Origin of the sequence: Aeromonas bestiarum, from assembly GCF_000819745.1 — a bacterium.
Taxonomy (GTDB): domain Bacteria; phylum Pseudomonadota; class Gammaproteobacteria; order Enterobacterales; family Aeromonadaceae; genus Aeromonas; species Aeromonas bestiarum.
On record NZ_CDDA01000006.1, the window covers coordinates 31,588 to 57,316 of the forward strand.

The window sequence follows — 25,729 nt, forward strand, 5'->3', positions numbered from 1 at the left end:
GCTCCGGTAGAAGTGGATATCAGTAAGTTGGAACCAGGTCAGCTCATCCGCGTGGAGTGGCGAGGCAAGCCGGTCTGGGTGGTAAAACGTACCAAGCAGACGCTGGATGCCCTGGCCGCCCATGATGACAAGCTGCGCGACCCAGCCTCCGACGAACCCCAGCAGCCCGACTATGCCCACAACGGGTACAGGTCCATCAAGCCGGAAATCTTCGTGGCCGTCGGCATCTGCACCCATCTGGGATGCTCTCCCTCCTATCTGCCGGACAACTTCGGTGAGCAGGTTCAGGGCGTGACCTCCGGATTCTTCTGCCCGTGCCATGGCTCCAAGTTCGACATGGCTGGTCGAGTGTTCCAGGGGGTGCCTGCACCCTTGAACCTGGTCATTCCGCCGTACCAATATCTTAGCGACACCACCATCCTGGTCGGTGCCGACGGCAAGGAGGCTTGACCATGTTTGCCAAACTGATGGGCTGGATCGACTATCGCTTCCCGCTCACTGCCATGTACAACGACCATATGGCCAAGTATCCGGCGCCAAAGAACCTGAACTTCTGGTACTTCTTCGGCTCGCTGGCCATGCTGGTGCTGGTCAACCAGATCATCACGGGTATCTGGCTGACCATGAACTACAACCCCTCCGCAGAAGGCGCCTTTGCCTCCGTGGAGTACATCATGCGGGATGTGGACTACGGCTGGCTGTTGCGTTACATGCACTCCACAGGTGCGTCTGCGTTCTTTGTGGTGGTGTATCTGCACATGTTCCGCGGCATGATCTACGGCTCCTACCAGAAGCCGCGCGAGCTGCTGTGGATCTTCGGCATGCTGATCTTCCTCTGCCTGATGGCCGAGGCCTTCATGGGCTACCTGCTGCCCTGGGGCCAGATGTCATTCTGGGGGGCTCAGGTCATCATCTCGCTGTTTGGCGCCATCCCGGTGATCGGCGACGATCTGACCCTGTGGATCCGTGGTGACTATGTCATCTCGGGGGCGACCCTGAACCGCTTCTTCGCGCTGCACGTCATCGCGCTGCCGCTGGTACTGGTGATGCTGGTGGCCATGCACATACTGGCGCTGCACGAGGTGGGCTCCAACAACCCGGACGGCATCGACATCAAGAAGCACAAGGACGAGAAAGGCTGGCCGCTGGATGCGGTGGCATTCCACCCTTACTTCACCGTGAAGGACATGATCGGGGTGGCAGGTTTCCTGTTCCTGTTCTGCGCCATCATCTTCTTCAAGCCGGACATGTGGGGTTACTTCCTCGAGAAGCCGAACTTTGAAGTGGCCAACGGCCTGAAGACCCCGGCGCACATAGCCCCCGTGTGGTACTTCACGCCCTTCTACGCCATTTTGCGTGCGGTGCCTGACAAGCTGCTGGGCGTCATCATGATGGGGCTCTCCATCGTAGTGCTGTTCCTGCTGCCTTGGCTGGATCGCTGCAAGGTGCGCTCGGTGCGTTACCGCAGCACCCTGCACAAGCTGAACATCGCCCAGTTCGTGGTCTGCTTCGTCATTCTCGGTGTCCTCGGCGTGCTGCCATCGACCCCGACTCTGACGCTGATTGCCCAGATCTGTACCCTGGGTTATTTCGGGTTCTTCGTCCTGCTGTTCTTCTACAGCAAGAATGAAAGCACCAAGCCGCTGCCGGAGAGGGTGACATTCAAATGAAAAGAATAATTTTTGCAGTGCTGACCCTGCTGCCGACGCTGGTATTTGCCAATACCGGTGCCGTGCATCTGGACAAGGCCAGCTATGACCTGAACGACAAGGCGTCCCTGCAGCGTGGTGCAACCACCTTCATGAACTACTGCTTTGGCTGCCACAGCACCCAGTACCAGCGTTACAACCGGGTTGCGGCAGACATAGGCATTCCGGAAGATCTGATGGCGGCCAACCTGATCGTCAACGGTGCCAAGATCGGTGATCTGATGGAGAACTCGGTTTCAGAGAAGGATGCGGCCAAGTGGTTCGGCGCGCCGCCCCCCGATCTGACCCTGGTGGCGCGGGTGCGTGGTGCAGACTGGATCTACACCTATCTGCGCTCCTTCTACGTGGACGAGACGCGTCCGTTTGGCGTGAACAACGTTGTGTTCCCGTCCGTGGGCATGCCCCACGTACTGGAGCCGCTGCAAGGCACGCCGCGTGCCGAGTTTGCCACTCATACGGTCGACGGGGTGGAAACCCAGCAGGTTGTCAGTGTCAAATCTGACGGCAACGGTGAAATGAATAACGAAGAGTATGATCAGACGGTACTGGATCTGGTAAACTTCTTGGTCTACTCGGCTGAACCGGTACAACAGGAGCGCGAACGCATGGGCTTCTGGGTACTCGGATTCATCGTGATCTTCTTCATCTTCACTGTGCTGTTGAAGAAGGAATTCTGGCGCGACGTTCACTAAGCGACCAGATCCGGGTAATATAATGCACGGCAATGAAGACCAAGATGCTTCATTGCCGTTTCTGCTTTTTAATGACGGGAGGGTTCAATGGCTGTAGCTGCCAATAAGCGTTCGGTAATGACGCTGTTTTCCGGTGCCAACGATATGTTCAGCCATCAGGTGCGCATTGTCCTGGCGGAGAAGGGTGTTAGCGTAGATATTTGCCAGGTTGACCCAAGCAACCTGCCGGATGAGCTGGCCGAGCTGAACCCGTACAACACTGTACCGACTCTGGTCGATCGTGAGCTGGCACTGTACACCTCACGCATCATAATGGAGTATCTGGACGAGCGCTTCCCGCACCCGCCCCTGATGCCGGTCTACCCGGTTGCCCGTGGTAACAGCCGTCTAATGATGCATCGCATCGAGCTGGACTGGTACTCCCTGGCCGACAAGATCATGGCGGGGACTGACGTGGATGCGGCGCGTGCCGAACTGCGTGACAACCTGCTGGCCATCGCGCCGATCTTCGGTGAAATGCCCTATTTCATGAGCGAAGAGTTCGGTCTGGTCGACTGCTACATGGCTCCGCTGCTGTGGCGTCTGCCGAGTCTCGGCATCGACTTCACCGGTCGTGGTGCCAAGGAGCTGAAGGCCTACATGGTTCGTCTGTTCGAGCGTGAATCCTTCCAGGCTTCCCTGACCGAAGCCGAGCGCGAGATCCGCGCTGGCGTATGAGCATGGAACCGACAATGACACCCAGTCGCCCGTATCTGTTGCGGGCGTTCTTTGACTGGTTGCTGGATAACGAGCTGACCCCGCATCTGGTGGTCAACGTCAACATCCCTCATGTGATGGTGCCGATGCAGTTTGTCCAGGATGGGCAAATCGTGTTGAACATAGCGCCGCGTGCGGTGGGACAGTTCCACATGGACAATGAAGCCATCAGCTTCAGTGCCCGTTTCGGTGGCGTCTCCCAGCAGGTCTATATCCCGATGGCGGCCGTACTGGCCATTCATGCCCGGGAAAACGGCGTGGGTACTCTGTTCCCGCCCGAGCCGGGTTACGACCTCTGGCTGGAGCAGGCCGAAGCACCTGTGGAGCCCGAGCCGGAACCACCGCGTCCGACCGGTCGTCCGACGCTGAAAGTCATCAAATAAAAACGCAGCCAGTTGGCTGCGTTTTTTTATGGCGGTTTGTTCATCGCTCAGTTCTGGGCGAACTCGAAAGCCTTGATGACGCGCTTCACGCCGCTGACGTGGCGGGCTATCTCGACGGCCTGATCCCCTTCCTGGCGAGTGACCAGGCCAATCAGGAACACCTCGCCATTCTCGGTGACCACCTTGACCTTGGCGCTGTCGAAGTTCTTGGCTCCCAGCATGTCCGCCCGGACCTTGGAGGTGATCCAGGAGTCATTGCTGCGAACCCCTATGCTGACCGGCTGGCCGAGGCGCAGCTCGTTGTAGACGTGGCGCACCCCTTCGATCCGGGCGACGACCTTGCCCGCCTCGAGTTTGTAGGCGTCAGAAGGTGTCTGACCGACCAGCAACACGCGGCCGTTGTTGCTGTAAACGCTGATCTTGCTGGCCGCGCTCAGTGGCTTGTTGTCGGCCAGCAAGTTTGCCGCTTTCAGCTCTATGGCCTGATCGTCCCACTGGGCACCCAGGGTGCGGCGATCGCCGGAAGCCTTGGCAGTACCGGCGGCACCGCCCACCACCACGGCCGCGCAGCCTTGCAGCAGCAGGGTGCCGGCCAGCAGGCCGAGCAGGAGAGTTTGTTTCTTCATGGTTTCAATCTTCCTGTTGCGGGAAAAGAGTCTGATCGATGAGATCACACAGGCAGTGCAGGGTCAACAGGTTCACCTCCAGAATGCGGGGGCGACGGGCGGATGGCACCCTGATCTCCACATCGTTGGGGCCGAGTAGGCCGGCGATCTCGCCGCCGTCACCGCCGCCGAGCACCACTATGGTCATGTCGCGGGAGAGGGCGGCTTCGGCTGCCTTGATCAGGCTGCGGCTGTTGCCCGTGGTGGTGATGACCACCAGGATGTCGCCGGGTTGACCCAGCGCCCGGATCTGCTTGGCATAGACCTCCTCGAAGCCATGGTCGGTGGCGATGGCGCTGATGGTGGCCATGTCGGGGGTCAGCGCCATGCCGGGCAGGGAGGGGCGCTCTGTCTCGTAGCAGTTGACCAGCTCTGAGATGAACAGCTGGGCCAGCGCCGCAGAAGGACCATTACCGCATGCCATCACCTTGTGGCCATTGAGCAGACAGATGGTCAGCATCTGGGCCGCAGTATGGATAGCGTCCGGCAGCGCCTCGGCGGCGGCAATCTTGGTCTGGATGCTTTCGGTGTAGTTCTCTTTGATGCGGTCAGTCATAGGGTCCTCTTAAAATGCGTTCTGGATCCAGTCTGGCTGGTCGCCCTCGAACGCAATCACATCGAATCGGCAGGCCTGGCTGGCCTCGTTGATGGCATGTTGCTTGAAATAGTGGAGCGCTGCCAGCACGATCTTGTGCTGCTTGCGCCGGGTGACCGAGCTGGCTGCTCCGCCATGGCTGGTGTTGGCGCGGTAGCGGACCTCAACAAACACCAGGGTTTCCCCCTGGCGCATGATGAGATCGATTTCGCCACCCCGACAGCGGTAGTTGCGGGTCACGGGTTGCAGGCCGCGGGCCTGCAACCAGCGTTCCGCTACCTGCTCAAAGTGCTGTCCCTTGCTCGTCGGTGACGGGAACAGGTTCTGCCACTGCTGGCTCATCCGTGCCAATAGACCCTTCATGGGAGGCTCCCTCGAGCTGGGGCATGGCACTGTCGCTGACCAGCTTGCCGTTCTGGTAGGTGGCCCAGTCCAGTACCCGCACTATGTTGCCGCTGGCGTCCACGCTCAGCTGGCCGCTCATGCCCGGTTGCTGCATGGCATTGACCTTGCGCATCTGCTGCAGGTTTTCCGCCAGGCTGACGGCATCGTAGCCGAGTGCGAACAGGCGCAGCAGGTCACCCTGGGTCTGTGGCCAGAGCAGGGCGATCTGTTCCCGTTGCTTCTCGTAGCCACCCAGCAGCAGCGGCATGTCGGAGATGTGCATGCCATTGAGCTCGGAGGCGACCTCGGTGGTGGCGCTGTCGTAGCTGCGCGAGCTGCTGTAGATGGGCAGGCTGCCCATGGGATTGACCGAGATGTCCACATAGGGCTTGATCATCCGGGTCTCCAGGCTGTTGGCGACCACATAGACCACATCTATGCTGCGCGGGGCGGCGGCTGAGAGTTGCACCACTTCCCCGGCCCGGGCGGTCGAGCGGCCGCTCAGGGCATTCTTGACCATCCCCTGCACCTCGTTGCGGGCACCGAAGGTGGCCACGACCGGTTTGTCCTGGCTCACTGTGGCCCATGCCTGCTCGAACGCCTTGATGCTGCTGTAGCCAATCCGCCCCTGGGCGGCGATCAGCAAGGGCTTGCGATAACCCTGACCGTAGAGATATTGCGCGGCCTGGGTCGCATCGGCGGCAGCCGAGAGGGAGAAGTAGAAGGTGTTGTCATTGACAATCGGCTTGTCCAGCTCGTTCAGTGCCAGCACGGGCACGCTCGGATTGGACTTGAGCAGCTCCTCGACCCTGTCCTTGAGCAGCGGACCTATTATCATGTTGGCCCCTTCCTGAATGGCCTGCTTGTAGAGCTCGCCCATCGCCTTGGCCTGGGTGTCGTAGAAGTTGAGGGTGAATTGGCCCTGGTTCTCCTTGTAAGACATCAACATGCCGTTGCGGATAGCGGCGCCCTGAGGTTCCAGGTTGCCGGAGAGCGGCAGGAACACGGCGATCTGCTGCAGGGTATTGAGGTTGCTGGTAGCGAGATCACCCAGGCCCGCCGGCATGTCTTTCTGGGCCGGGTGGGTCGGGAAGGCCTGCTTCCAGCCTGCCAGCTGGCGGGCCAGCTGATTGGGTTGGGCACCGAACTCGTTCACCAGCGCCGCCAGTCGCAGCCAGCCGGTGGTCACATCAGGGGCCGGGGCCTCTTCCAGCGCCTGCAGGGTGGACGGGGTCATGCTTTTGAGCAGCGACCAGATCTGCTGATGGTTGGTCGCCAGCTCATTCTGGGCCAGATAGGGCTCCAGCAGGATCAACGACTTGGCGGCACCAAACTTGTTGTTGATGTCCAGTTGCAGCACCACCCGCTGGCGATACCAGTCCTTCTGGGTATCGGCATCCAGCGCCACCTCCGGCTTGCCCTCCAGCAGGATCAGCGCCTGGTTGGCGTTGCCCTGGGCCAGCAACAGATGTGCCTGCAACAGTTGCAGCTGTGCCTTCTGCTCCGCGCTCTGGGCCTGCTTCTGCAGTTGCTGGTACAGGGCCGAGGCCGGTTTGGCCTGGCCGAGCGCCAGATAGCTGCGCGCCGCCATCACCTGCCAGGTGAAGGCTTCGGCCGGTTTGGCCGGGTCCACCTGCTCCAGATACCACTGGGCATTCTTGGTCAGATTGGAGAACGCAGACGGCATGCCTGGTTGCCCGGAAGGTTGGTTGGGCTCCGACGCACAGGCGGCGAGCAGTACTGCCGCGAGTAGGATGCCGAAGAGTCGTGATACACTTAGCTGCTTTGTAACCCGGTTCAAGTTCATTCCCCGACCAGTGTTGAAGTTCTCCATAGTGTAAACGGGCCAATATGGCGACACAATTGTCGGGACACTCGGAGATCCCATGAGTGACATCCCAACCCTGTATATAGTCCCCACTCCGATCGGTAATCTGGCGGACATCACCCAGCGTGCATTGGACATTTTACGCAGTGTCGATCTGGTGGCCGCCGAGGATACGCGTCATACCGGTATCCTGCTCAGCCACTACCAAATCTCGGTTCCCACCTTCGCGCTGCACGATCACAACGAGCAGCAGAAAGCCGATGTGCTGATCGGCAGGATCAAGGAGGGCAAGAACGTTGCCCTGGTCTCTGATGCCGGTACCCCGCTCATCAGCGACCCTGGTTACCACTTGGTCACCCGCTGTCGTGAGGCTGGGGTCAAGGTGGTGCCGCTGCCCGGTCCCTGTGCCGCCATCACGGCGTTGAGCGCCGCCGGCCTGCCGACCGATCGTTTTGCCTTCGAAGGATTCCTGCCCGCGAAAACCAAGGGCCGTGACGATCGGCTGCAGGCGGTGATCGAAGACACCCGTTCGTTGGTGTTCTACGAATCCCCGCGTCGGGTACAGGATACGGTGGAAGCGATCGCTCGCATCCTGGGGGAGCGTCAGGTGGTGGTGTGCCGCGAGCTGACCAAGACCTTCGAATCCATCCATGGTCTGCCCGCCTCCGAGATGCTGACCTGGCTCGGTCAGGACGATAACCGCTGCCGTGGCGAAATCGTGCTGGTGGTCGCCGGTGCCAGCAAGGTAGATGAAGAGCTGCCCGCTGAGGCGATCCGCACCCTGGGGCTGCTGGTGGCCGAATTGCCGCTGAAGAAAGCGGCAGGGCTCACCGCCGAGATCCATGGCGTCAAGAAGAATGCCCTCTACAAATACGGTCTCGAGCACTATTAATCTTGGGAAAGGCTAATTGCAGGTTTACCCAGGGCGCTGGACAAGGCTATAATCCGCGCCCGGAGTCGGCTGGGCAATCGCTGCTTCGTCGTTGTGTCCCTCGGGACAGACGGGCGGAGGGGAGGAAAGTCCGGGCTTCATAGGGCAGGGTGCCAGGTAACGCCTGGGAGGCGTGAGCCTACGACCAGTGCAACAGAGAGCAAACCGCCGATGGCCCGCAAGGGATCAGGTAAGGGTGAAAGGGTGCGGTAAGAGCGCACCGCGCGACTGGCAACAGTTCGTGGCACGGTAAACTCCACCCGAAGCAAGACCAAATAGGCCCCTATTGGCGCGGCCCGCGTTGGGGGCGGGTAGGTTGCTTGAGCCAGTGAGCGATTGCTGGCCTAGAGGAATGATTGCTACCGGGGCAACCCGGAACAGAACCCGGCTTACAGGCCGACTCCGACCTCTTCCTGAAGAGCCTTGCGATTTATCGCGAGGCTCTTTTTTATTATCTGAAAAAATATTGTCACCGTTTGAGCTGTGATATTTGCTGCCGGGTGGCTGAGTATCTACATGTTATGTTATAAATCAATCGGTTATGATTTATTCGTAGACGATGCCAGCGTTGATTGCGTGCGAGGAAACGAAAGATGACTCCAATGTGTCTTATTCGTTCAGTTTGTTTATTTTTTAATTGATTTCAATTAATCAGATTGCCGTTAACACAAATAACTTGTGGAAAATCAACTCATTTAATCAGTGCTACCCAAACACTGCGTCAATATGTTCCCCATGCCCGATATCCTCGCTTGAAAAGCCCTCAGCACGTCCTTAAACTTCAAGGTGGGGAAAAGTGGATCAAAGTGGTTTTTATCGGGCGATTTGCCCCCTTAACTCATTTTCAGGGACTGCAATTTGTTGCGTGGTGCTCACGCCATCAGCCTGGACAGCAAAGGGCGACTGGCGATTCCGACCAAGTACCGTGATTGGCTGCGCGACGAAAGCGAGGGCCAGCTGGTCTGCACCATAGATATTGCCCATCCCTGCCTGCTGCTTTACCCCCTGAACGAATGGGAAGAGATAGAGCGCAAGCTCAAGATACTCTCCAGCATGAACCCCGTAGAGCGCCGCTTGCAGCGGTTGTTGCTCGGCCATGCGACCGAATGCGAGCTGGATGGCAATGGCCGTCTGCTGCTGAGCCAGCCACTGCGTAGCCACGCCGGGCTGGACAAGAAGATCATGCTGGTGGGCCAGCTCAACAAGTTTGAGCTGTGGGATGAAGCCCGCTGGCAACAACAGGTCAATGACGACATTCAGGGCCTGCCCGAGGACGACTGGGCAAGCTCGCCACGACTACAGGATTTTTCTTTATAAATGACCCAAGCCGCTGAACACATCACAGTGCTGTTGCACGAAGCCGTTGAAGGGCTGGCCATCAAGCCGGACGGCATCTACGTCGACGGTACTTTTGGCCGGGGTGGTCACTCTCGTCTCATTCTCCAGCACCTTGGCCCGAACGGCCGGCTGATCGCCATCGACCGGGATCCCCAGGCCATCGCCGAGGCGGCCAAGATCCAGGATCCCCGTTTCGAAATCGTGCACGGCCCCTTCTCCGGCATTACCACCTATCTGGCCGAGCGCGGTCTGCTGGGCAAGGTCGACGGCTTCCTACTGGATCTGGGTGTGTCTTCCCCCCAGCTGGACGATGCCGAGCGCGGTTTCAGCTTCATGAAAGACGGCCCGCTCGACATGCGGATGGACCCCACCTCAGGCCAGAGCGCCGCACAGTGGCTGGCTCGTGCCGATGTGGATGACATCGCCTGGGTATTGAAGACCTTCGGCGAGGAGCGTTTCGCCAAGAAGATTGCCCGCGCCATCGTCCACGATCGGGTGACCGAGCCCTATGTGCGTACTCGTCAGCTGGCGGAGATGATTGCCCGGGTCAATCCGAGCAAGGAGAAGGGCAAGCACGCCGCCACCCGCAGCTTCCAGGCCATCCGCATCTATATCAACAGCGAGCTGGAGGAGATTGAGACAGCGCTGGACGGTGCCCTGCAGGCGTTGGCTCCCGAGGGGCGTCTTTCCGTCATCAGCTTCCACTCGCTGGAAGACCGGCTGGTGAAGCACTTCATCCGCAAGCACGAGAAAGGCCCCGAGGTGCCGCGCGGCATTCCGTTGACCGAGGCCCAGCTGGCCGGCGGTCGCAAATTGAAGTCGGTCGGCAAGGCGCTCAAGCCTTCCGAGCATGAAGTCACCGAAAACAGCCGATCCCGCAGCTCTGTGCTGCGGGTCGCCCAGCGACTGGCGGAGTAAGTCATGAGCGAGGTGCGTGTTCATCTGGCCAGGGAGATCCTCGGCGATCTCTGGCGGCACAAGCTGCAGGTCGTGCTGGCCGTTGCCGTGCTGATCACCGCCTTTGCCGTGATCCTGGTCACCAACATGACCCGTGGCATGACCGCCAAGCAGAATGACCTGATGGCGGAAGAGGATCGGCTCAACATCGAATGGCGTCACCTCTTGCTGGAACAGGGGACGCTGGCCGAGCACTCCCGCGTCGCGAGTCTGGCCATGGATAAATTGCAGATGGCTCGCCCGCTGGTGACCACCGAGAAGGTAATAACACAACCATGAAACGCAAGGCATCTGCCAAGGCCCCACCCAAGGCGAAAGCACCGTCACTCTATCCGTGGCGCTTTCGCACGCTGGTGTTCTTCATCGGCATTGCGTTTGCTGGCTTGATCCTTCGGCTGGCCTGGATCCAGGTGATAGATCCGGATCGGCTGCGCCAGGAGGGGGACATGCGTTCGCTGCGTACCACAGCTACCCAGGCGGTGCGCGGCATGATCACCGACCGCAACGGCGAACAGCTTGCCGTGTCTGTGCCGGTGGAAGCCGTCTGGGCCGATCCCAAGACGGTGCATGAATCCGGCGCCATTCATAACGAGCGCGCCTGGCTGGCGCTCTCCGCCGTGCTCAAGCTCGACATCAACACCCTCAAGCATCGCATCTCCAACCCGAGCAAGCGCTTCGTCTACCTGCAGCGTCAGGTGACGCCAGCGGTGGCGGAATACATCAAGGGCCTCAAGCTGGGCGGCATCTATCTGCGCCCAGAGGCGCGCCGCTTCTATCCAACTGGCGAGATCAGCGCCCACCTGGTGGGGGTAACCAACATAGATGGCAGCGGTATCGAAGGGATAGAGCGCAGCTACAACGAGTGGCTGACCGCGACCCCGGGTGAGATGCGGGTGCGTAAAGACCGTCAGGGTCGGGTCATCGAGCGGCTTGGCCTGGTCAAGGAGGGCAAGAACGCCAACGATCTGCAACTGAGCATCGACCAGCGGGTCCAGGCACTGGCCTATCGGGCGCTCAAGCGGGCCACCGACGAGAACAAGGCGACTTCCGGCTCCATGGTGATGCTGGATGTGAAGACCGGCGAAGTGCTCGCCATGGTCAACACCCCCTCCTACAACCCGAACAACCGCGGTCAGTACCAGAGTTTCCGGGTGCGCAACCGGGTCGTGACCGATACCTATGAGCCGGGTTCTACCATCAAGCCCTTGATCCTGTTGAGTGCCCTGCAGGCGGGCGTCACCAGCTGGAAGGACACCATTCCGGGCGGACCCCTGTATATCGGGGCCAAGCAGATCCGTGACGTGAGCATCCACAAGGCGACCAACTTGTACGACATTCTGCGCTACTCCTCCAACATCGGCATGTCGCGCATCGCGCTGCGGATGCCGGCGCAGGAGATGATCAACACCCTCAGCATGGTCGGTTTCGGCATGGACACCGGCAGCGGCCTGATGGGCGAGAGCAGCGGCATGCTGCCCCAGCGTCGTCGCTGGTCCGATATCGAACGGGCCACCCTCTCGTTTGGTTACGGTCTGCGGGTCACTCCGCTGCAGCTGGCCTCCGCCTACGCCACCCTGGCCAACAAGGGCAAGCGGGTGCCGCTCTCCATCGTCAAGGTGACCGAGCCGCCCAAGGGTGAGCAGGTCATCGACCACAATAACGCCAGCGCCATGCTGCAGGCGCTGGAGTACGTGGTGAGCAATGCCATTCCGAAAGCGCAGATCCCCGGTTACCGGGTCGGCGGCAAGAGTGGTACCGCCAAGGTCGCCGTCGCCGGCGGCTACGGCAAGGATTACATGGCCTGGTTCGCCGGTTTCGCCCCGGCCAGCAACCCCCGTTTCGTCATGGTGGTGGTGATCAACGAGCCCAAGGGCGATGCCTACTACGGTGGTGCCGTTGCGACGCCGCCCTTTGCCGAAGCCATGGGCGGTGTGCTGCAGCTCTTCAATATTCGTCCCGATGCGGTACCGCCTGCAGTACCCGCCAAACTCGCCCGTACGGAGGCCCCCCTTGCACCGCGCACCTGACCTGGCCCTCCATCCCATCTGTTCCGGGGCGTATTCCATGCTGTTTCGCGGTGTGAGCATCTGCATTCCTGCCCATACGGAGGCTTCCCATGTTGCACCGCGTACTTGACCTGGCCCTCCATCCCATCTGTTCTGGGGCGTATTCCATGCTGTTTCGCGGTGTGTGCGTCTGCATTCCTGCCCATACGGAGGCTTCCCATGTTGCACCGCGCACTTGATTCATTACTGCGCCCCTTCGGCATCCGTGCCCCGGCGCTCGCCCTCACCGATATCCAGCTGGACAGCCGGCGGGTCGGGCCCGGTTGTCTCTTCGTGGCCATTCGGGGTCACCAGGTGGATGGCAGACGTTTCATGGAACAGGCGGTGGCTCAGGGAGCGACCGCCATCGTGTTTGAGGAGGACGGGGAATTCGTCGCGCCTCAGCTAGCTGTGCCCTGCATAGGTATCCCTAATCTGCCCGCCAGACTCTCCGAGCTGGCCGGTTACTTCTACCAGCAGCCTGCCAACAGGCTGGAACTGGTCGGCATCACGGGCACCAACGGCAAGAGCACCACTGCGCTGCTGGTTGCCAACTGGCGTACCCTGCTGGGTGGCAGGGCCGGAGTGATGGGCACCATAGGCAATGGCTTGTTCGGTGAGCTGGTGGAAGCCGAAAACACCACCGGCAGTGCCGTGCAGGTGCAGGCCAATCTGGCCGCCCTGCAACAGCAGGGGGCAGATCTGGTGGCGATGGAGGTTTCCAGCCACGGTCTGGTGCAGCATCGTGTGGCGGCCCTGCCTTTCGCGGCGGCCGTGTTCACCAACCTGAGCCGGGATCATCTGGACTACCACGGCACCATGGAAGCCTATGGCGCCGCCAAGGAAGAGCTGCTGAAACTGGTCGACGAGCCCTGCGCCGTCATCAATGCCGATGATCGGCTGGGGCGTCAGTGGCTTGCCTCCTATCCTGCCGCTGTGGCCTTCAGCGTGCACGGCCCGATTGAAAACCACTCGGGGCGACAGTTAACGGCGCAGGATCCCCACTTCCACCAACAAGGTTTTCACACACGCATTAACTCCAGCTGGGGGAATGGTGTATTATCCGCCCCCTTGCTCGGCCGCTTCAACGTCAGCAATGTGCTGGCCGCGATGGGCGCCATGCTGGTGCTCGGTTATGACTTCAACGAGCTGCTGGCAACGGCACCTCAATTGCAGCCGGTGACTGGCCGCATGGAGTGCTTCGGTGGCGGCAATGCGCCGCTCGCCGTGGTCGATTATGCCCATACCCCGGATGCGCTGGAGAAGGCATTGCAGGCCCTGCGGGTGCACTGCGAGGGCCAGCTCTGGTGTCTGGTTGGCTGTGGTGGCGACCGGGATCGCGGCAAGCGTCCCATGATGGCCGCCATGGCAGAGCAACATGCGGATCGCGTGATCCTGACCGACGACAACCCCCGTACCGAGGAGCCGGCCCAGATCATGGCCGACATGGTGGCGGGCCTTCGCGATCCTGCTGCCGTGCAGATCGAGCACGACAGGGTCAAGGCGATCACCCTGGCTCTCGGCCAGGCAAGCAAACAGGACATCATCCTGGTGGCCGGTAAGGGTCACGAGGATTATCAGATCATTGGAACCGACAAGCGGCACTACAGCGACCGGGAAACCGTCGCGGCCGCCTTGCACACATTATTGGAGTCATTCACATGATGACCCTCAGGCTTGCCGACCTGGCGCAGGTACTCGATGCCCGTCTGATCGGTGACGACGGCGAGATCACGGCTGTCAGTACCGACACCCGTACCCTGGGCGCGGGTGCCCTGTTTGTCGCGCTGCGCGGCGAGCGTTTCGACGCCCACGATTTCTGCGCGCAGGCGGTTGCCGCCGGGGCCTCTGCCCTGCTGGTCGAACGGGAATTGCCACTGGCCATTCCCCAGCTGGTTGTCACCGACAGTCTCAAGGGGCTGGGTCGCCTCGGCAAGCTGGTGCGCGAGCGCATCAACCCGAAAGTGCTGGCCATCACCGGCAGCTGTGGCAAGACCACGGTGAAAGAGATGGCGACTGCCATCCTGCGTCATGAAGGCGAGGTGCTGGCCACCGCCGGCAACTTCAACAACGAAGTGGGCGTGCCGCTGACCCTGCTGCGGCTCGAGCCGCAACACAAGTTTGCGGTGATGGAGCTGGGTGCCAACCATCCGGGCGAGATCGCCTGGACCACCTCACTGGCCCAGCCCGATGCCGCCCTCATCAACAACGTGGCGGCGGCTCATCTGGAGGGCTTCGGTTCTCTGGAAGGGGTCTTCCACGCCAAGAGCGAGATTTTTGAGGGGTTGGGCGAGGGCGGCACCGCCATCGTCAATGCCGACAACGAATTCTGGCCGAAGTGGCGTGAACTGGGCATCCAGTGTGCATTCTCCCTCGCAGATCAGAGTCAGTCCTTCCATGCCCGCAACATCGTGCTCAACGGGCAGGGCTGCGCCGAATTCGTGATGGTGACGCCGCAGGGTGAAATAAGCCTGACCCTGGCCATTCCAGGTCGCCACAACGTGGCCAATGCCCTGGCGGCCGCCGCCGGTTGTCTGGCGCTCGGTGCCTCGCTCGCCTCCGTCAAGGCGGGGCTGGAGCAGATGGCGCCGGTCAAGGGCCGCTTCTGCGTCCAGCGCTGGGGTGGTCTCACCCTGGTGGACGACACCTACAACGCCAGCGTGGAATCCGTGCTGGCGGGCATCGATGCCCTGACCGCCATGGGCGGCTACAAGGTGCTGGTATTCGGTGACATGAAGGAGTTGGGTGAGGAGTCTGCCGAGCAACACGCCCGGGTCGGACGCCACGCCCGTGAGCACGGTCTTGACGCCGTGCTGACAGTAGGGGAACAGAGTCGCCACACCGCAGATGCCGCGGCTGGTCGACATTTCGATAACAAGGCGTCGTTGTTTGAAGTGCTTGCGCAAATGATAAATACACATCAAGAAATTTCGATTCTGGTCAAGGGCGCCCGCGGCTCCCGCATGGAAGATATCGTCAAGATGGTCGTTGACCGTCAGGAGTCGGCCACATGCTAGTCTGGCTGGCGGAATTGCTCACCCCGCACTTCACCTTCTTCAACGTCTTCTCCTACCTGACGTTTCGCGCCATCCTGTCTATCATCACGGGTCTGGTGGTGGCACTCTGGATGGGGCCGCGCCTCATCCGCCGTCTGCAGATCATGAAGTTCGGCCAGGTGATCCGCAACGATGGTCCCGAATCCCACCTCAGCAAGAAAGGCACCCCGACCATGGGCGGCCTGATGATCATCGCCGCCATCTTCACCTCTGTGCTGCTCTGGTGCCGCCTCGACAACCCCTATGTGTGGCTGGTGCTGTTCGTGCTCGGTGCATACGGTGCCATCGGCTTCGCCGATGACTACCTCAAGGTGGTGCGCAAGAATACCGACGGTCTGATTGCCCGCTGGAAGTACTTCTGGCAGTCGGCGGTCGCGCTGGGCGTGGCCGTGTTCCTCTACACTACGGCCACCCACGATGGCCAGACCCAGCTGGTGGTGCCCTTCCTCAAGGATGTGATGCCGCAGCTCGGCCTGATGTTCATCGTGCTGACCTACTTCGTGATCGTCGGCACCTCCAACGCGGTCAACCTGACCGACGGTCTGGATGGGCTGGCCATCATGCCGACCGTGATGGTGGCGGGGGGCTTCGCACTGATCGCCTGGGCGACCGGCAACGTCAACTTCGCCAACTACCTGCACATTCCCTATGTGCCCTATACCTCGGAGCTGGTGATCGTCTGTACCGCCATCGTGGGTGCGGGTCTGGGCTTCCTCTGGTTCAACACCTATCCGGCCCAGGTCTTCATGGGGGACGTAGGCTCCCTGGCCCTCGGCGGCGCGCTCGGCACCATAGCCGTGCTGGTGCGTCAGGAGTTCCTGCTGGTGATCATGGGGGGCGTCTTCGTGATGGAGACCGTCTCCGTGATCCTGCAGGTGGGCTCCTACAAGCTGCGCGGCGTGCGGATCTTCCGCATGGCCCCGATCCATCACCATTATGAGAAGAAGGGTTGGCCGGAGCCGCGCGTCATAGTGCGCTTCTGGATCATCACCCTCATGCTGGTGCTGCTCGGCCTCGCCACCCTGAAGGTGAGGTAAGCCATGGTCATCATCATAGGACTCGGCAAAACCGGACTCTCCTGCGTCGATTACTTCCTCGGCCGTGGCGTCACGCCTCTGGTGATGGATACCCGCGCCAACCCGCCGGGCAAGGAGCAACTGCCCGCCGAGGTCGAACTGATCCAGGGGCTGGACGGCGATCTGCTCAAGCAGGCCCACATGATAGTGGCGAGCCCGGGCATTGCCCTCGCGACCCCCGAGCTGAAAGCCGCGGCCGAGTTCGGGGTGAGCATAGTCGGCGATATCGAGCTGTTCGTGCGCGAGACCCAGGTACCTGTCATCGCCATCACAGGTTCCAACGGCAAGAGCACTGTCACCACCCTGGTCGGCGAGATGATTGCCGAGGCGGGTCTCAAGGTCGGCGTCGGTGGCAACATAGGTACCCCGGCGCTGGAACTGCTCAAGCAGCCGATGGATCTCTGCGTGCTGGAGCTCTCCAGCTTCCAGCTGGAGACCACACACAGCCTGCGTGCGGCCGCCTCCGTGGTGTTAAACCTCAGTGAAGATCACATGGATCGCTATCAGGGCATGGCCGACTACCGCGCCGCCAAGATGGAGATCCATCAGCATTCCCAGCACATCCTGATCAACCGCGACGATGCCCAGACCCTGCCCGATGTGGGTCAGGTGTGGCAGAGCTTCGGCCTCGACTGCAACGGCTATGGCCGCTGCCTGCTGGAGGGCCGCCACTGGCTGACCCTGCACGGGGAGCCGCTGCTCGCCGTGGACGAAATGAAGATTGTCGGTGCCCACAATCAGGCCAACGCCCTGGCGGCCATGGCCCTGTGCGATGCGGTGGGCATTCCCCGCGAGCCGCAACTCGCCGTGCTGCGCCGCTTCGAAGGCCTGCCCCACCGTGCCCGCTTCGTGCGGGAGGTGAACGGGGTGCGCTGGATCAACGACTCCAAGGCCACCAACGTGGGGGCGACCCTGGCCGCCGTGGCCGGTGTGCGTGAATCTGTGAAAGGCCGGTTGCTGTTGCTGGCCGGTGGCCAGGGCAAGGGCCAGGACTTTGGCCCTGTGCAGGCGCTGCTCGGCAGCCAGATCGATCACATGTACTGCTTCGGTCAGGATGCCGAGGTGCTGCTGGCACTGGGCGAGCAGACCGAGCGGGTCGCCTCCCTCGAAGCCGCAGTTGCCAAGGCCGCCGCCGATGCCAGACCCGGTGACTGGGTGCTGCTGGCGCCGGCCTGCGCCAGCCTGGATCAGTTCAAGTCTTTCGAAGCGCGCGGTGATCGTTTCACCGAGCTGGTGCAGACCTTATGAACGCCCTTGGCGCCATCGCAGGTGTGCTGCAACGCTGGTTGTTACCGGCGCGCCCGGCGGGTCTCTACGATCGGCAACTGGTGGTGCTGGCACTGGCCTTGATGGCTGTGGGTCTGGTGATAGTGGCTTCGGCCTCGATCCCGGAGGGGATCGCCATCAACAACGATCCCTTCATGTTCGTGAAGCGCCACGGCCTCTTCCTGGTGATGGCGCTCGGCATCTCCTGGTTCGTGCTGCAGGTGCCCATGGCCCGCTGGCAGCACTACAACGGCCCCATGCTGGTGCTGGCCATCATAATGCTGGTGCTGGTGCTGCTGGTGGGCCGCAGTGTCAACGGTTCCATCCGCTGGCTGCCGCTCGGCCCCTTCAACCTGCAGCCGGCCGAGTTCGGCAAGCTGGCGCTGTTCGTCTATCTGGCGGGCTACCTGGTGCGCCGTCAGAGCGAGGTACGCGAGCGCTTCATCGGCTTCATGAAGCCGATGGCCGTGCTGTTCGTGGTGGCCATACTGCTGCTGGCCCAGCCCGACCTGGGATCCGTGGTGGTGATGTTTGTGACCTCGCTGGGCATGCTGTTCCTGGCGGGGGCGCGGCTGGTGCAGTTCATCGGCCTCATCCTGGTAGGGGTGAGCGCAGTGGTGACCCTGATCATCGCCGAGCCTTACCGGATGCGGCGGGTGACCTCCTTCCTCGACCCCTGGGCCGATCCGTTCGGCAGCGGCTACCAGCTGACCCAGTCGCTGATGGCGTTCGGTCGTGGCAGCTGGTTTGGCGAGGGGCTTGGCAACTCGATCCAGAAGATGGAGTACCTGCCGGAGGCGCACACCGACTTCGTGTTTGCGATCCTGGGCGAAGAGCTGGGCTACGTGGGCGTGCTGGGCGCGCTCTTCCTCATCTTCGCGCTGGCATTCAAGGCACTCAAGCTGGGGCACCAGGCACTGGTGGCCGAGCGCTTGTATGAAGGCTATCTGGCCATCGGCATCGGCATCTGGTTCAGCTTCCAGACCTTCGTCAACGTCGGTGCCGCCAGCGGCATGATGCCGACCAAGGGTCTGACCCTGCCGCTGGTCAGCTACGGTGGTTCCAGTCTCATCATCATGATGGTGGCGGTGAGCATGTTGATTCGTATCGATTTCGAGTTGCGCCAGGCCAGTGCCCAGGCGCGCGTGCGGGAGGTTTCGTGAGCAAGACTCTGTTGGTGATGGCGGGCGGTACCGGGGGCCATGTGTTCCCCGGCCTGGCCGTGGCCGATCGCCTCAAGGCCCAGGGCTGGACCATTCACTGGCTCGGCACCGCCGACCGGATGGAGGCAGAGCTGGTGCCTGCCCACGGTTATCCCATCTCCTTCATCGACATTCAGGGGGTGCGCGGCAATGGCATCAAACGTCTGCTGGCTGCCCCCTATCGCATCGTCAAATCCGTGCTGCAGGCGCGCCGTGTGCTCAAGACCATACGGCCCGACGTGGTGCTCGGTATGGGGGGCTTTGCCTCCGGCCCGGGCGGTGTGGCGGCCTGGCTGTCCGGCATTCCCTTGCTGTTGCACGAGCAGAATGCGGCGGCCGGCCTGACCAACAAGCTGCTGGCGCGCCTCGCCAAGCGGGTGCTGATGGCGTTCCCGGGGGCGTTTGCACCGAGTCGTCGCACCGCAGTGGTGGGCAATCCGGTGCGTCCCGAAGTGGTAGCCCTGCCGGATCCGCAATTGCGCAGCAGCGCAGAGCCGCTGCACCTGCTGATCGTCGGTGGCAGCCTGGGTGCCCGGGTGCTCAACGAGCAGGTTCCGCCAGCCGTTGCTGCTGCCGGTGTCCCCATTGCGGTGCGTCATCAGTGCGGCAAGGGCAACCGTGAGGCCGTCGCGCAGGCGTATGCCGGGCAGGGCGTCGAAGCCGAGGTGAGCGAATTTATCAAGGACATGGCCGATGCCTACGCCTGGGCCGATCTGGTGGTGTGTCGCGCGGGGGCCCTGACGGTCTCCGAAGTCGCTGCCGCCGGGGTCGCCGCCATTTTTGTGCCACTGCCCCATGCGGTGGATGATCACCAGACCCGCAATGCCCTGACCCTGGTCGACGGCGGCGGTGCTGAATTCCTGCCCCAATCCGAGCTGACCACGGCCTCGCTGGCCGCACGCCTCAGCTGGCTTGCCGGCCGCAGGGAAACCCTATTGAACATGGCCCAAGCTGCCCGTCGCGTCGCTATTACCGATGCCGCCGAGCGGGTTGCCGATGAGTGTAAACGACTCGCCGCTGGGCAGACTGAGAGAGAACTATGACCAAGGTTGAACTGGCAAAACTGCGTACCCTGATCCCCGAAATGCGTCGCGTGCGTCGCATCCACTTTATCGGAATAGGTGGCGCCGGTATGGGCGGGATCGCCGAGGTGCTTGCCAACGAAGGGTATCAGGTAACCGGATCGGATCTGGCCCGCAATGCGGTGACCGAGCGGCTGGCGTCGCTGGGGGCTCATATCTTCGTGGGCCACAGCGCCGAGCATGTGAGCGAGGCGAGCGTGGTGGTGGTCTCTACCGCCATCAAGCAGGACAACCCCGAGCTGCTGGCCGCCCGCGAGCTGCGTATCCCCGTGGTGCGCCGCGCCGAGATGCTGGCCGAGCTGATGCGTTTCCGTCACGGCATCGCCATCGCCGGCACCCACGGCAAGACCACCACCACCAGTCTGGTGGCGAGCATCTATGCCGAAGCCGATCGTGATCCGACCTTCGTCATCGGTGGCCTGCTCAACAGCGCCGGCACCAATGCCCGCCTGGGCAGCAGCCGTTATCTGATCGCCGAAGCGGACGAGAGCGACGCCTCCTTCCTGCATCTGCAGCCCATGGTTTCCATAGTGACCAACATCGAAGCGGATCACATGGACACCTATGGCGGTGACTTCTCCCGCTTGAAGGCCACCTTCATCGACTTTTTGCACAACCTGCCCTTCTACGGTCTGGCCGTGGTGTGTGTGGATGATCCCGTGATCCGTGGCATGCTGCCGGAGATCGCCCGTCCGACCATCACCTATGGTCTCTGCGATGATGCCGACGTGCAGGTGCTGGACTTCGTGCAGACCAGCAACCGCAGCCGTTTCCGGGTCCGTCGCGCGGGCGCCGGTGAGCTGGAAGTGACCCTGAACCTGCCGGGCATCCACAATGCGCTCAATGCCGCTGCAGCGATTGCGGTCGCTACCGAAGACGGGATCGGCGATGATGCCATCATCCGGGCGCTGGCCAAGTTTGAAGGCGTGGGTCGCCGCTTCCAGCAATATGGCGAATTCGAGACCGGCCGTGGCAAGGCCATGCTGGTGGACGACTACGGTCACCACCCGAGCGAAGTCAAGGTGACCATCAATGCCGCTCGTGCCGGCTGGCCCGAGAAGCGCCTGGTCATGGTATTCCAGCCGCACCGCTACACCCGTACCCGCGATCTCTATGAAGATTTTGCGGACGTGCTCTCCAAGGTGGATGTGCTGGTGATGCTGGAGGTCTATGCCGCCGGTGAAGAGCCCATCCCGGGGGCCGATGGCCGCGCCCTGTGCCGCTCCATCCGCTCCCGTGGCAACCTGGAACCCATCTTTGTCGCTACCCCGGACGACGTACCCGCCGTGCTGGCAGGACTGGTCGGCGAGGGGGATCTGGTGCTGACCCAAGGCGCGGGGAACGTAGGTGCACTGGCACGCCGTCTCGGCGAGATGAAATTGAGCATAGAGAGCATGAAATCCGGCGCCTGAGGGCCCAATGAGTATTTTGACCGCCAAGCCGGGGCCTATATAATGGCGGACCGGTCTGCAAAGGGCCGGCATGGCGCGTTAAACGGGGAAAGATCGGGTGGAGGCAAGGGCACAAGGGCGCACCAAGGGTGGTTTCATTGCAGGGGTGGGATTTTTCATCCTGGTCATGTGGGGCTTCTACCAGACAGCGCTGGATGTTAAAGGTTGGCTGACGGATGCCAATCGGTTGCCTATGAGCGAGCTGTTGCTGCAGGGGCAACACCAGTATTTGCAGACCGACGAGTTGCGTAACGCCGTGCTGGATGGTGCCGAGCTGCGTAACTTCTTCGAGCTGGATGTAAACGAATTGCAGGCGCGATTGAACGCCTTGCCTTGGGTGGCCCAGGTCTCTGTACGCAAGAAGTGGCCCAACAAGATCAAGGTCTATCTCACCGAGCAGGCGGTAGCGGCACGTTGGAATGGCAACCGCTTCGTCAACACCAAGGGTGAGGTGTTCAGTGCGCCGGACAGGGTGAAGACCCCCCTGATGCAGCTATCCGGGCCGGAAGATCAGGCCGTCAAGGTACTGGAAGCCAGCCGTCAGTACGAGGCGCAGCTGGCGGCCAAGGGATACAAGCTGCTGGGAGTGAATCTGACTCCCCGCCATGCCTGGGAACTGACCCTGGATGGCAACATTCAGCTGTTTTTGGGGCGCTCGGATATAGCGCTTCGACTGCAGCGGTTTATCGATGCTTTTCCGATCATCGAACCCCGTGAGCAGGTTGCTTATGTGGATCTTCGATACGACACCGGAATGGCAGTTGGCTGGAAGAAGAACGAAGAGAAAGTGAATGACCAAAACCGCAGATAGAAATCTGATTGTCGGACTGGATATCGGCACAACCAAGGTGGCGGTTCTGGTTGGCGAAGTGCTGCCAGACGGTGAGCTCAATGTCATCGGCATGGGCAGTCACGCCTCTCGTGGCATGGATAAGGGCGGGGTCAACGATCTCGATTCCGTGGTCAAGTCCCTGCGTCGTGCGGTGGAAGAGGCCGAGATGATGGCCGACTGCCAGATCAGCTCCGTGTATCTGGGGCTGTCCGGCAAGCACATCGATTGCCGCAACGAAACCGGCATGGTGCCCATCTCCGATGAGGAGGTGACCCAGGAGGACGTGGACAACGTCATCCACACCGCCAAATCGGTGCGCTTGTCCGATGAGCTGAGGGTGCTGCACGTGCTGCCCCAGGAGTTCGCCATCGATTACCAGGAAGGCATCAAGAACCCGGTCGGCCTGTCCGGGGTCCGGATGGCCGCCAAGGTGCACCTGATCACCTGCCACAACGACATGGCCCGCAACATTGAGAAATGTGTGGAGAAAGTCGGTCTGCGGGTGGATCAGCTGATCTTCTCCGCGCTGGCTTCCAGCTATGCCGTGCTGACCGAAGACGAGAAAGAGCTGGGTGTCTGCGTGGTGGACATAGGTGGCGGTACCATGGACATGTCGCTGTTTACCGGCGGTGCCCTGCGCCACACCAAGGTGATCCCGTACGCCGGCAGCACTGTGACCAGCGACATCGCCTACGCCTTCGGCACACCGCCGCTGGACGCAGAAGCGATCAAGGTGCGCTACGGCTGCGCCCTCGGCCGTCTGGTCAGCAAGGAAGACAATATTGAAGTACCCAGTGTCGGCGGTCGTCCGGCGCGTAGCCTGCAACGGCAGACACTGGCCGAAGTGATTGAGCCCCGTTACACCGAGTTGCTCTCCATGGTGAATGATGAGCTGGTGCGGGTACAAAGCGAATTGAAAGCGCAGGGGGTCAAGCATCAGCTGGCTGCCGGTGTGGTCTTGACCGGCGGCGCTGCCCAGATCGAAGGCATTGTGGAGTGCGCAGAGCAGATATTCCAGAGCCAGGTCCGGGTAGGAGAGCCCATGAACATACGTGGTTTGAGTGATTACGTGCAGGCGCCTGTGTACTCGACTGCGGTCGGGTTGCTGCAGTATGGCCGCACCCATCAAGCCACTGGTAGCAACAAAGAATATGCCGCCAAGGCAAGCGTCGGTGGCCTGGTCAAACGGGTTAGCAACTGGCTGCGTGGCGAGTTCTAAGAATTTTGCTGAGTCAGGCAAATAAAGCGGAGAGACAACATGTTTGAATTTATGGATAGCCACACTGACGAAGCCGTCATTAAAGTGATTGGTGTGGGTGGCGGCGGCGGTAACGCGGTCGAGCACATGGTTCGTCAAAACATCGAAGGTGTCGAGTTCATTACCGTCAACACCGACGCCCAGGCTCTGCGTAACTCCAGCGCCAACACAACCCTGCAGATCGGCGGTGGCATCACCAAGGGTCTGGGTGCCGGAGCCAATCCGGAAGTGGGTCGTGATGCGGCCATGGAAGACAGGGAAGCGCTGCGTGAGCTGCTGACCGGTTCCGACATGGTGTTCATCGCCGCCGGCATGGGTGGTGGTACCGGTACAGGTGCTGCGCCTATCGTGGCCGAAGTGGCCCGCGAGATGGGCATACTGACAGTTGCTGTCGTAACCAAGCCGTTCTCCTTCGAAGGGAAGAAGCGGATGGGCTTCGCCGCCCACGGCATCGAAGAGCTGTCCAAGAACGTCGACTCCCTGATCACCATCCCCAACGACAAGTTGCTGAAGGTGCTGGGTCGTGGCATCTCCCTGCTGGACGCCTTCAAGGCAGCCAACGATGTGCTGCTGGGTGCGGTACAGGGCATTGCCGAGCTGATCACCCGTCCGGGCTTGATCAACGTCGACTTCGCGGACGTGCGTACCGTGATGCGTGAAATGGGTACCGCCATGATGGGTACAGGTTCCGCCTCCGGTGATGACCGTGCCGAAGAAGCGGCCGAGAAAGCCATCTCCAGCCCGCTGCTGGAAGACGTGGATCTGGCCGGTGCCCGTGGCATCCTGGTCAACATCACCGCCGGCATGGACATGACCATCGAAGAGTTCGAAACCGTGGGTAACGCGGTCAAGGCCTTCGCCTCCGAAAACGCCACCGTGGTGGTGGGTACCGTAATCGACCCGGAAATGCACGACGAACTGCGTGTGACCGTGGTTGCCACCGGTATCGGTGCCGAGCGCAAGCCCGACATCACGCTGGTGAAGAACAACATGGTACAAGAGCGTCCGGCCCGTCAGCCCCTGATCAGCGAAGCCCTGCAGTCTCGCGTGATGGAAGAGGCACCGGCCAAGGTGGTCAACGCCGAGCCGCAAGCTCGTCGCGAACCGGATTATCTCGATATTCCTGCGTTCCTGCGCAAGCAAGCTGACTAAGCCTCTAATGGCACTAGTTTGTTTGTTGCTTAAGGAATGTGCTAAGATGGCCTGCCAACGACCATCTGGTCCGGAATATGAGCTGTTAAGCGGATACGCCCATGATTAGACAAAGAACCTTGAAAACGAGTGTCCAGGCCACCGGTGTGGGCCTGCATTCGGGCCGGAAAGTCACAATGACGTTCCGTCCGGCGCCTGTTAACACAGGGATCGTTTACTTGCGTACCGATCTTGATCCTGTGGTAGCGCTGCCAGCCAATGCCGATCAGGTGCGTGATACCGTGCTTTGTACCGCTCTGGTCAACGAAGCCGGTGTCCGTGTCTCTACCATTGAGCACCTTTCTGCCGCGCTGGCCGGGATGGGGATCGACAACCTCTATGTCGAGGTTGACGCGCCCGAGATCCCGGTGATGGACGGCAGTGCGCACCCCTTTATCTACCTGCTGCAAGAAGTCGGTATCCGTGAACAAAATGCGGCCAAGCAGTTTGTGCGGATCAAGCAGAGCATCCGGGTTGAAGACGGCGACAAGTGGGCGGAATTCCACCCCTATCGCAACGGCTTCAAGATGGATCTCGAGATCGACTTCCAGCATCCGGTATTTGAAGGACGCAATCAGCGTTGCGTGCTGGATTTCTCCGGTGCCTCTTTCGTGAAAGAGATCAGTCGTGCCCGTACTTTCGGTTTCATGCGTGACATCGAGTACCTGCGTTCCCAGAACCTGGCGCTGGGCGGAAGCCTGGAAAACGCCGTGGTACTGGATGACTATCGGGTACTGAACGAAGATGGTCTGCGTTATGAAGACGAATTCGTCAAACACAAGATGTTGGATGCGATCGGTGACCTGTACATGTGTAACCGCAGCATCATTGGCGAATTCCGTGCCTACAAGACGGGTCATGCCCTGAACAACAAGCTGCTGCGTGCCTTGCTGGCCAAGCAGGAGGCCTGGGAACTGGTGACCTTCGAGGGTGAGGGCGACAAAGCGCCCATCGCTTACTACGATAACGGTCTGGTTCTGGCCTGATAGCTGTGCAACGGAACGTCGGTCCTCTCTCCGCACCGACGTTCCG

The 25,729-nt window shown here is 61.1% G+C and carries 25 protein-coding genes and 1 other RNA gene; 22 read left to right on the forward strand and 4 right to left on the reverse strand.

Annotated features, from left to right (window positions below; genetic code table 11):
• From petA to BN1118_RS01880, 5 genes are all read left to right on the forward strand, one after another.
• On the forward strand, positions 1-450 hold a 450-nt coding region (gene petA, locus BN1118_RS01860; RefSeq protein ID WP_043554318.1), incomplete at its 5' end, for a ubiquinol-cytochrome c reductase iron-sulfur subunit.
• A 2-nt stretch (positions 451-452) separates the two neighbouring features.
• Positions 453-1,670, forward strand: coding sequence for a cytochrome b (locus tag BN1118_RS01865; protein ID WP_042867879.1), 1,218 nt, complete (start codon positions 453-455; stop codon positions 1,668-1,670).
• Positions 1,667-2,401 (forward strand): cytochrome c1, encoded by a 735-nt coding sequence (locus tag BN1118_RS01870; RefSeq protein ID WP_042867880.1) that lies wholly within the window; start codon positions 1,667-1,669, stop codon positions 2,399-2,401. Before BN1118_RS01865 ends, BN1118_RS01870 begins: the two co-directional genes overlap by 4 nt.
• 87 nt (positions 2,402-2,488) lie before the next feature.
• Positions 2,489-3,118, forward strand: coding sequence for a stringent starvation protein SspA (gene sspA / locus BN1118_RS01875; RefSeq protein ID WP_011707594.1), 630 nt, complete (start codon positions 2,489-2,491; stop codon positions 3,116-3,118).
• The gene (locus tag BN1118_RS01880) at positions 3,115-3,540 is read left to right on the forward strand and encodes a ClpXP protease specificity-enhancing factor (RefSeq protein ID WP_043554320.1); all 426 of its coding nucleotides are present in this window, start codon (positions 3,115-3,117) and stop codon (positions 3,538-3,540) included. Before sspA ends, BN1118_RS01880 begins: the two co-directional genes overlap by 4 nt.
• A 47-nt stretch (positions 3,541-3,587) precedes the next feature.
• Here BN1118_RS01880 and dolP read toward each other — a convergent pair whose 3' ends face one another.
• The 4 genes from dolP to BN1118_RS01900 are packed head-to-tail and all read right to left on the reverse strand — an operon-like array spanning position 3,588 to position 6,871.
• Positions 3,588-4,166: a division/outer membrane stress-associated lipid-binding lipoprotein gene (dolP, locus tag BN1118_RS01885; RefSeq protein ID WP_042867884.1), complete on the reverse strand. Its 579-nt coding sequence runs from the start codon at positions 4,164-4,166 to the stop codon at positions 3,588-3,590.
• A 4-nt stretch (positions 4,167-4,170) separates the two neighbouring features.
• Entirely contained in the window at positions 4,171-4,761 is a 591-nt protein-coding gene (locus BN1118_RS01890) for a D-sedoheptulose-7-phosphate isomerase (protein ID WP_005305871.1), read from the reverse strand.
• Between the two features lie 9 nt (positions 4,762-4,770).
• Positions 4,771-5,163, reverse strand: a complete 393-nt coding sequence (locus BN1118_RS01895) for a YraN family protein (RefSeq protein WP_156994797.1) — start codon at positions 5,161-5,163, stop codon at positions 4,771-4,773.
• Positions 5,084-6,871, reverse strand: a complete 1,788-nt coding sequence (locus BN1118_RS01900) for a penicillin-binding protein activator (protein WP_043554324.1) — start codon at positions 6,869-6,871, stop codon at positions 5,084-5,086. Before BN1118_RS01900 ends, BN1118_RS01895 begins: the two co-directional genes overlap by 80 nt.
• A gap of 199 nt (positions 6,872-7,070) precedes the next feature.
• Between BN1118_RS01900 and rsmI the strand changes: the two genes are divergently transcribed.
• The 17 genes from rsmI (at position 7,071) to lpxC (ending at position 25,683) form a co-directional block, all read left to right on the forward strand.
• Positions 7,071-7,904, forward strand: coding sequence for a 16S rRNA (cytidine(1402)-2'-O)-methyltransferase (gene rsmI, locus BN1118_RS01905; RefSeq protein ID WP_043554326.1), 834 nt, complete (start codon positions 7,071-7,073; stop codon positions 7,902-7,904).
• 61 nt (positions 7,905-7,965) lie between these two features.
• An RNA gene (rnpB, locus tag BN1118_RS20825) (RNase P RNA component class A) lies at positions 7,966-8,351 on the forward strand.
• A 450-nt stretch (positions 8,352-8,801) separates the two neighbouring features.
• A complete protein-coding gene (gene mraZ / locus BN1118_RS01910; RefSeq protein ID WP_043554328.1) occupies positions 8,802-9,260 on the forward strand; it encodes a division/cell wall cluster transcriptional repressor MraZ in 459 nt (152 codons plus the stop codon).
• A complete protein-coding gene (gene rsmH / locus BN1118_RS01915; RefSeq protein ID WP_043554330.1) occupies positions 9,261-10,199 on the forward strand; it encodes a 16S rRNA (cytosine(1402)-N(4))-methyltransferase RsmH in 939 nt (312 codons plus the stop codon).
• Positions 10,200-10,202: 3 nt separating this feature from the next.
• A complete protein-coding gene (gene ftsL, locus BN1118_RS01920; protein WP_043139958.1) occupies positions 10,203-10,517 on the forward strand; it encodes a cell division protein FtsL in 315 nt (104 codons plus the stop codon).
• Positions 10,514-12,265 carry a penicillin-binding transpeptidase domain-containing protein gene (locus BN1118_RS01925; RefSeq protein ID WP_043139955.1) on the forward strand — a complete coding sequence of 584 codons (1,752 nt, stop codon included), beginning with the start codon at positions 10,514-10,516 and terminating at the stop codon, positions 12,263-12,265. The genes ftsL and BN1118_RS01925 overlap by 4 nt, the downstream gene beginning before the upstream one ends.
• 198 nt (positions 12,266-12,463) lie before the next feature.
• Complete coding sequence (gene murE, locus BN1118_RS01930) at positions 12,464-13,948, forward strand: UDP-N-acetylmuramoyl-L-alanyl-D-glutamate--2,6-diaminopimelate ligase (RefSeq protein WP_043554331.1); 1,485 nt, start codon at positions 12,464-12,466, stop codon at positions 13,946-13,948.
• Positions 13,945-15,300 carry a UDP-N-acetylmuramoyl-tripeptide--D-alanyl-D-alanine ligase gene (locus tag BN1118_RS01935; protein ID WP_043554332.1) on the forward strand — a complete coding sequence of 452 codons (1,356 nt, stop codon included), beginning with the start codon at positions 13,945-13,947 and terminating at the stop codon, positions 15,298-15,300. The genes murE and BN1118_RS01935 overlap by 4 nt, the downstream gene beginning before the upstream one ends.
• A complete protein-coding gene (gene mraY / locus BN1118_RS01940; RefSeq protein WP_042867986.1) occupies positions 15,294-16,376 on the forward strand; it encodes a phospho-N-acetylmuramoyl-pentapeptide-transferase in 1,083 nt (360 codons plus the stop codon). Before BN1118_RS01935 ends, mraY begins: the two co-directional genes overlap by 7 nt.
• 3 nt (positions 16,377-16,379) lie before the next feature.
• The gene (murD, locus tag BN1118_RS01945; protein ID WP_043554334.1) at positions 16,380-17,663 is read left to right on the forward strand and encodes a UDP-N-acetylmuramoyl-L-alanine--D-glutamate ligase; all 1,284 of its coding nucleotides are present in this window, start codon (positions 16,380-16,382) and stop codon (positions 17,661-17,663) included.
• On the forward strand, positions 17,660-18,844 hold the full coding sequence (gene ftsW / locus BN1118_RS01950) for a cell division protein FtsW (RefSeq protein WP_042867991.1): 1,185 nt from the start codon (positions 17,660-17,662) through the stop codon (positions 18,842-18,844). Before murD ends, ftsW begins: the two co-directional genes overlap by 4 nt.
• Positions 18,841-19,926, forward strand: coding sequence for an undecaprenyldiphospho-muramoylpentapeptide beta-N-acetylglucosaminyltransferase (gene murG, locus BN1118_RS01955; RefSeq protein ID WP_043554335.1), 1,086 nt, complete (start codon positions 18,841-18,843; stop codon positions 19,924-19,926). The genes ftsW and murG overlap by 4 nt, the downstream gene beginning before the upstream one ends.
• Positions 19,923-21,377, forward strand: a complete 1,455-nt coding sequence (murC, locus tag BN1118_RS01960) for a UDP-N-acetylmuramate--L-alanine ligase (RefSeq protein ID WP_043554336.1) — start codon at positions 19,923-19,925, stop codon at positions 21,375-21,377. Before murG ends, murC begins: the two co-directional genes overlap by 4 nt.
• Positions 21,378-21,474: 97 nt before the next feature.
• Complete coding sequence (locus BN1118_RS01965; RefSeq protein WP_043139940.1) at positions 21,475-22,227, forward strand: cell division protein FtsQ/DivIB; 753 nt, start codon at positions 21,475-21,477, stop codon at positions 22,225-22,227.
• Entirely contained in the window at positions 22,208-23,467 is a 1,260-nt protein-coding gene (ftsA, locus tag BN1118_RS01970; RefSeq protein WP_042867998.1) for a cell division protein FtsA, read from the forward strand. Before BN1118_RS01965 ends, ftsA begins: the two co-directional genes overlap by 20 nt.
• Before the next feature lie 39 nt (positions 23,468-23,506).
• Positions 23,507-24,658 carry a cell division protein FtsZ gene (gene ftsZ / locus BN1118_RS01975; protein ID WP_005305686.1) on the forward strand — a complete coding sequence of 384 codons (1,152 nt, stop codon included), beginning with the start codon at positions 23,507-23,509 and terminating at the stop codon, positions 24,656-24,658.
• Between the two features lie 101 nt (positions 24,659-24,759).
• The gene (gene lpxC / locus BN1118_RS01980; RefSeq protein WP_043139938.1) at positions 24,760-25,683 is read left to right on the forward strand and encodes a UDP-3-O-acyl-N-acetylglucosamine deacetylase; all 924 of its coding nucleotides are present in this window, start codon (positions 24,760-24,762) and stop codon (positions 25,681-25,683) included.
• Positions 25,684-25,729 lie beyond the last annotated feature (46 nt).

What these genes read in the sequence shown, in the direction of transcription:
- BN1118_RS01900 (WP_043554324.1), bottom strand. Translation starts at nt 6,871, where the DNA reads ATGCCGTCTGCGTTCTCCAATCTGACCAAGAATGCCCAGTGGTATCTG.
- murE (WP_043554331.1), top strand. Translation starts at nt 12,464, where the DNA reads ATGTTGCACCGCGCACTTGATTCATTACTGCGCCCCTTCGGCATCCGT.
- rsmH (WP_043554330.1), top strand. Translation starts at nt 9,261, where the DNA reads ATGACCCAAGCCGCTGAACACATCACAGTGCTGTTGCACGAAGCCGTT.
- BN1118_RS01880 (WP_043554320.1), top strand. Translation starts at nt 3,115, where the DNA reads ATGAGCATGGAACCGACAATGACACCCAGTCGCCCGTATCTGTTGCGG.
- lpxC (WP_043139938.1), top strand. Translation starts at nt 24,760, where the DNA reads ATGATTAGACAAAGAACCTTGAAAACGAGTGTCCAGGCCACCGGTGTG.
- ftsZ (WP_005305686.1), top strand. Translation starts at nt 23,507, where the DNA reads ATGTTTGAATTTATGGATAGCCACACTGACGAAGCCGTCATTAAAGTG.
- BN1118_RS01890 (WP_005305871.1), bottom strand. Translation starts at nt 4,761, where the DNA reads ATGACTGACCGCATCAAAGAGAACTACACCGAAAGCATCCAGACCAAG.
- BN1118_RS01925 (WP_043139955.1), top strand. Translation starts at nt 10,514, where the DNA reads ATGAAACGCAAGGCATCTGCCAAGGCCCCACCCAAGGCGAAAGCACCG.
- murD (WP_043554334.1), top strand. Translation starts at nt 16,380, where the DNA reads ATGGTCATCATCATAGGACTCGGCAAAACCGGACTCTCCTGCGTCGAT.
- ftsL (WP_043139958.1), top strand. Translation starts at nt 10,203, where the DNA reads ATGAGCGAGGTGCGTGTTCATCTGGCCAGGGAGATCCTCGGCGATCTC.
- mraY (WP_042867986.1), top strand. Translation starts at nt 15,294, where the DNA reads ATGCTAGTCTGGCTGGCGGAATTGCTCACCCCGCACTTCACCTTCTTC.
- ftsA (WP_042867998.1), top strand. Translation starts at nt 22,208, where the DNA reads ATGACCAAAACCGCAGATAGAAATCTGATTGTCGGACTGGATATCGGC.
- BN1118_RS01935 (WP_043554332.1), top strand. Translation starts at nt 13,945, where the DNA reads ATGATGACCCTCAGGCTTGCCGACCTGGCGCAGGTACTCGATGCCCGT.
- BN1118_RS01870 (WP_042867880.1), top strand. Translation starts at nt 1,667, where the DNA reads ATGAAAAGAATAATTTTTGCAGTGCTGACCCTGCTGCCGACGCTGGTA.
- rsmI (WP_043554326.1), top strand. Translation starts at nt 7,071, where the DNA reads ATGAGTGACATCCCAACCCTGTATATAGTCCCCACTCCGATCGGTAAT.
- dolP (WP_042867884.1), bottom strand. Translation starts at nt 4,166, where the DNA reads ATGAAGAAACAAACTCTCCTGCTCGGCCTGCTGGCCGGCACCCTGCTG.
- sspA (WP_011707594.1), top strand. Translation starts at nt 2,489, where the DNA reads ATGGCTGTAGCTGCCAATAAGCGTTCGGTAATGACGCTGTTTTCCGGT.
- BN1118_RS01865 (WP_042867879.1), top strand. Translation starts at nt 453, where the DNA reads ATGTTTGCCAAACTGATGGGCTGGATCGACTATCGCTTCCCGCTCACT.
- BN1118_RS01895 (WP_156994797.1), bottom strand. Translation starts at nt 5,163, where the DNA reads ATGAAGGGTCTATTGGCACGGATGAGCCAGCAGTGGCAGAACCTGTTC.
- murC (WP_043554336.1), top strand. Translation starts at nt 19,923, where the DNA reads ATGACCAAGGTTGAACTGGCAAAACTGCGTACCCTGATCCCCGAAATG.
- ftsW (WP_042867991.1), top strand. Translation starts at nt 17,660, where the DNA reads ATGAACGCCCTTGGCGCCATCGCAGGTGTGCTGCAACGCTGGTTGTTA.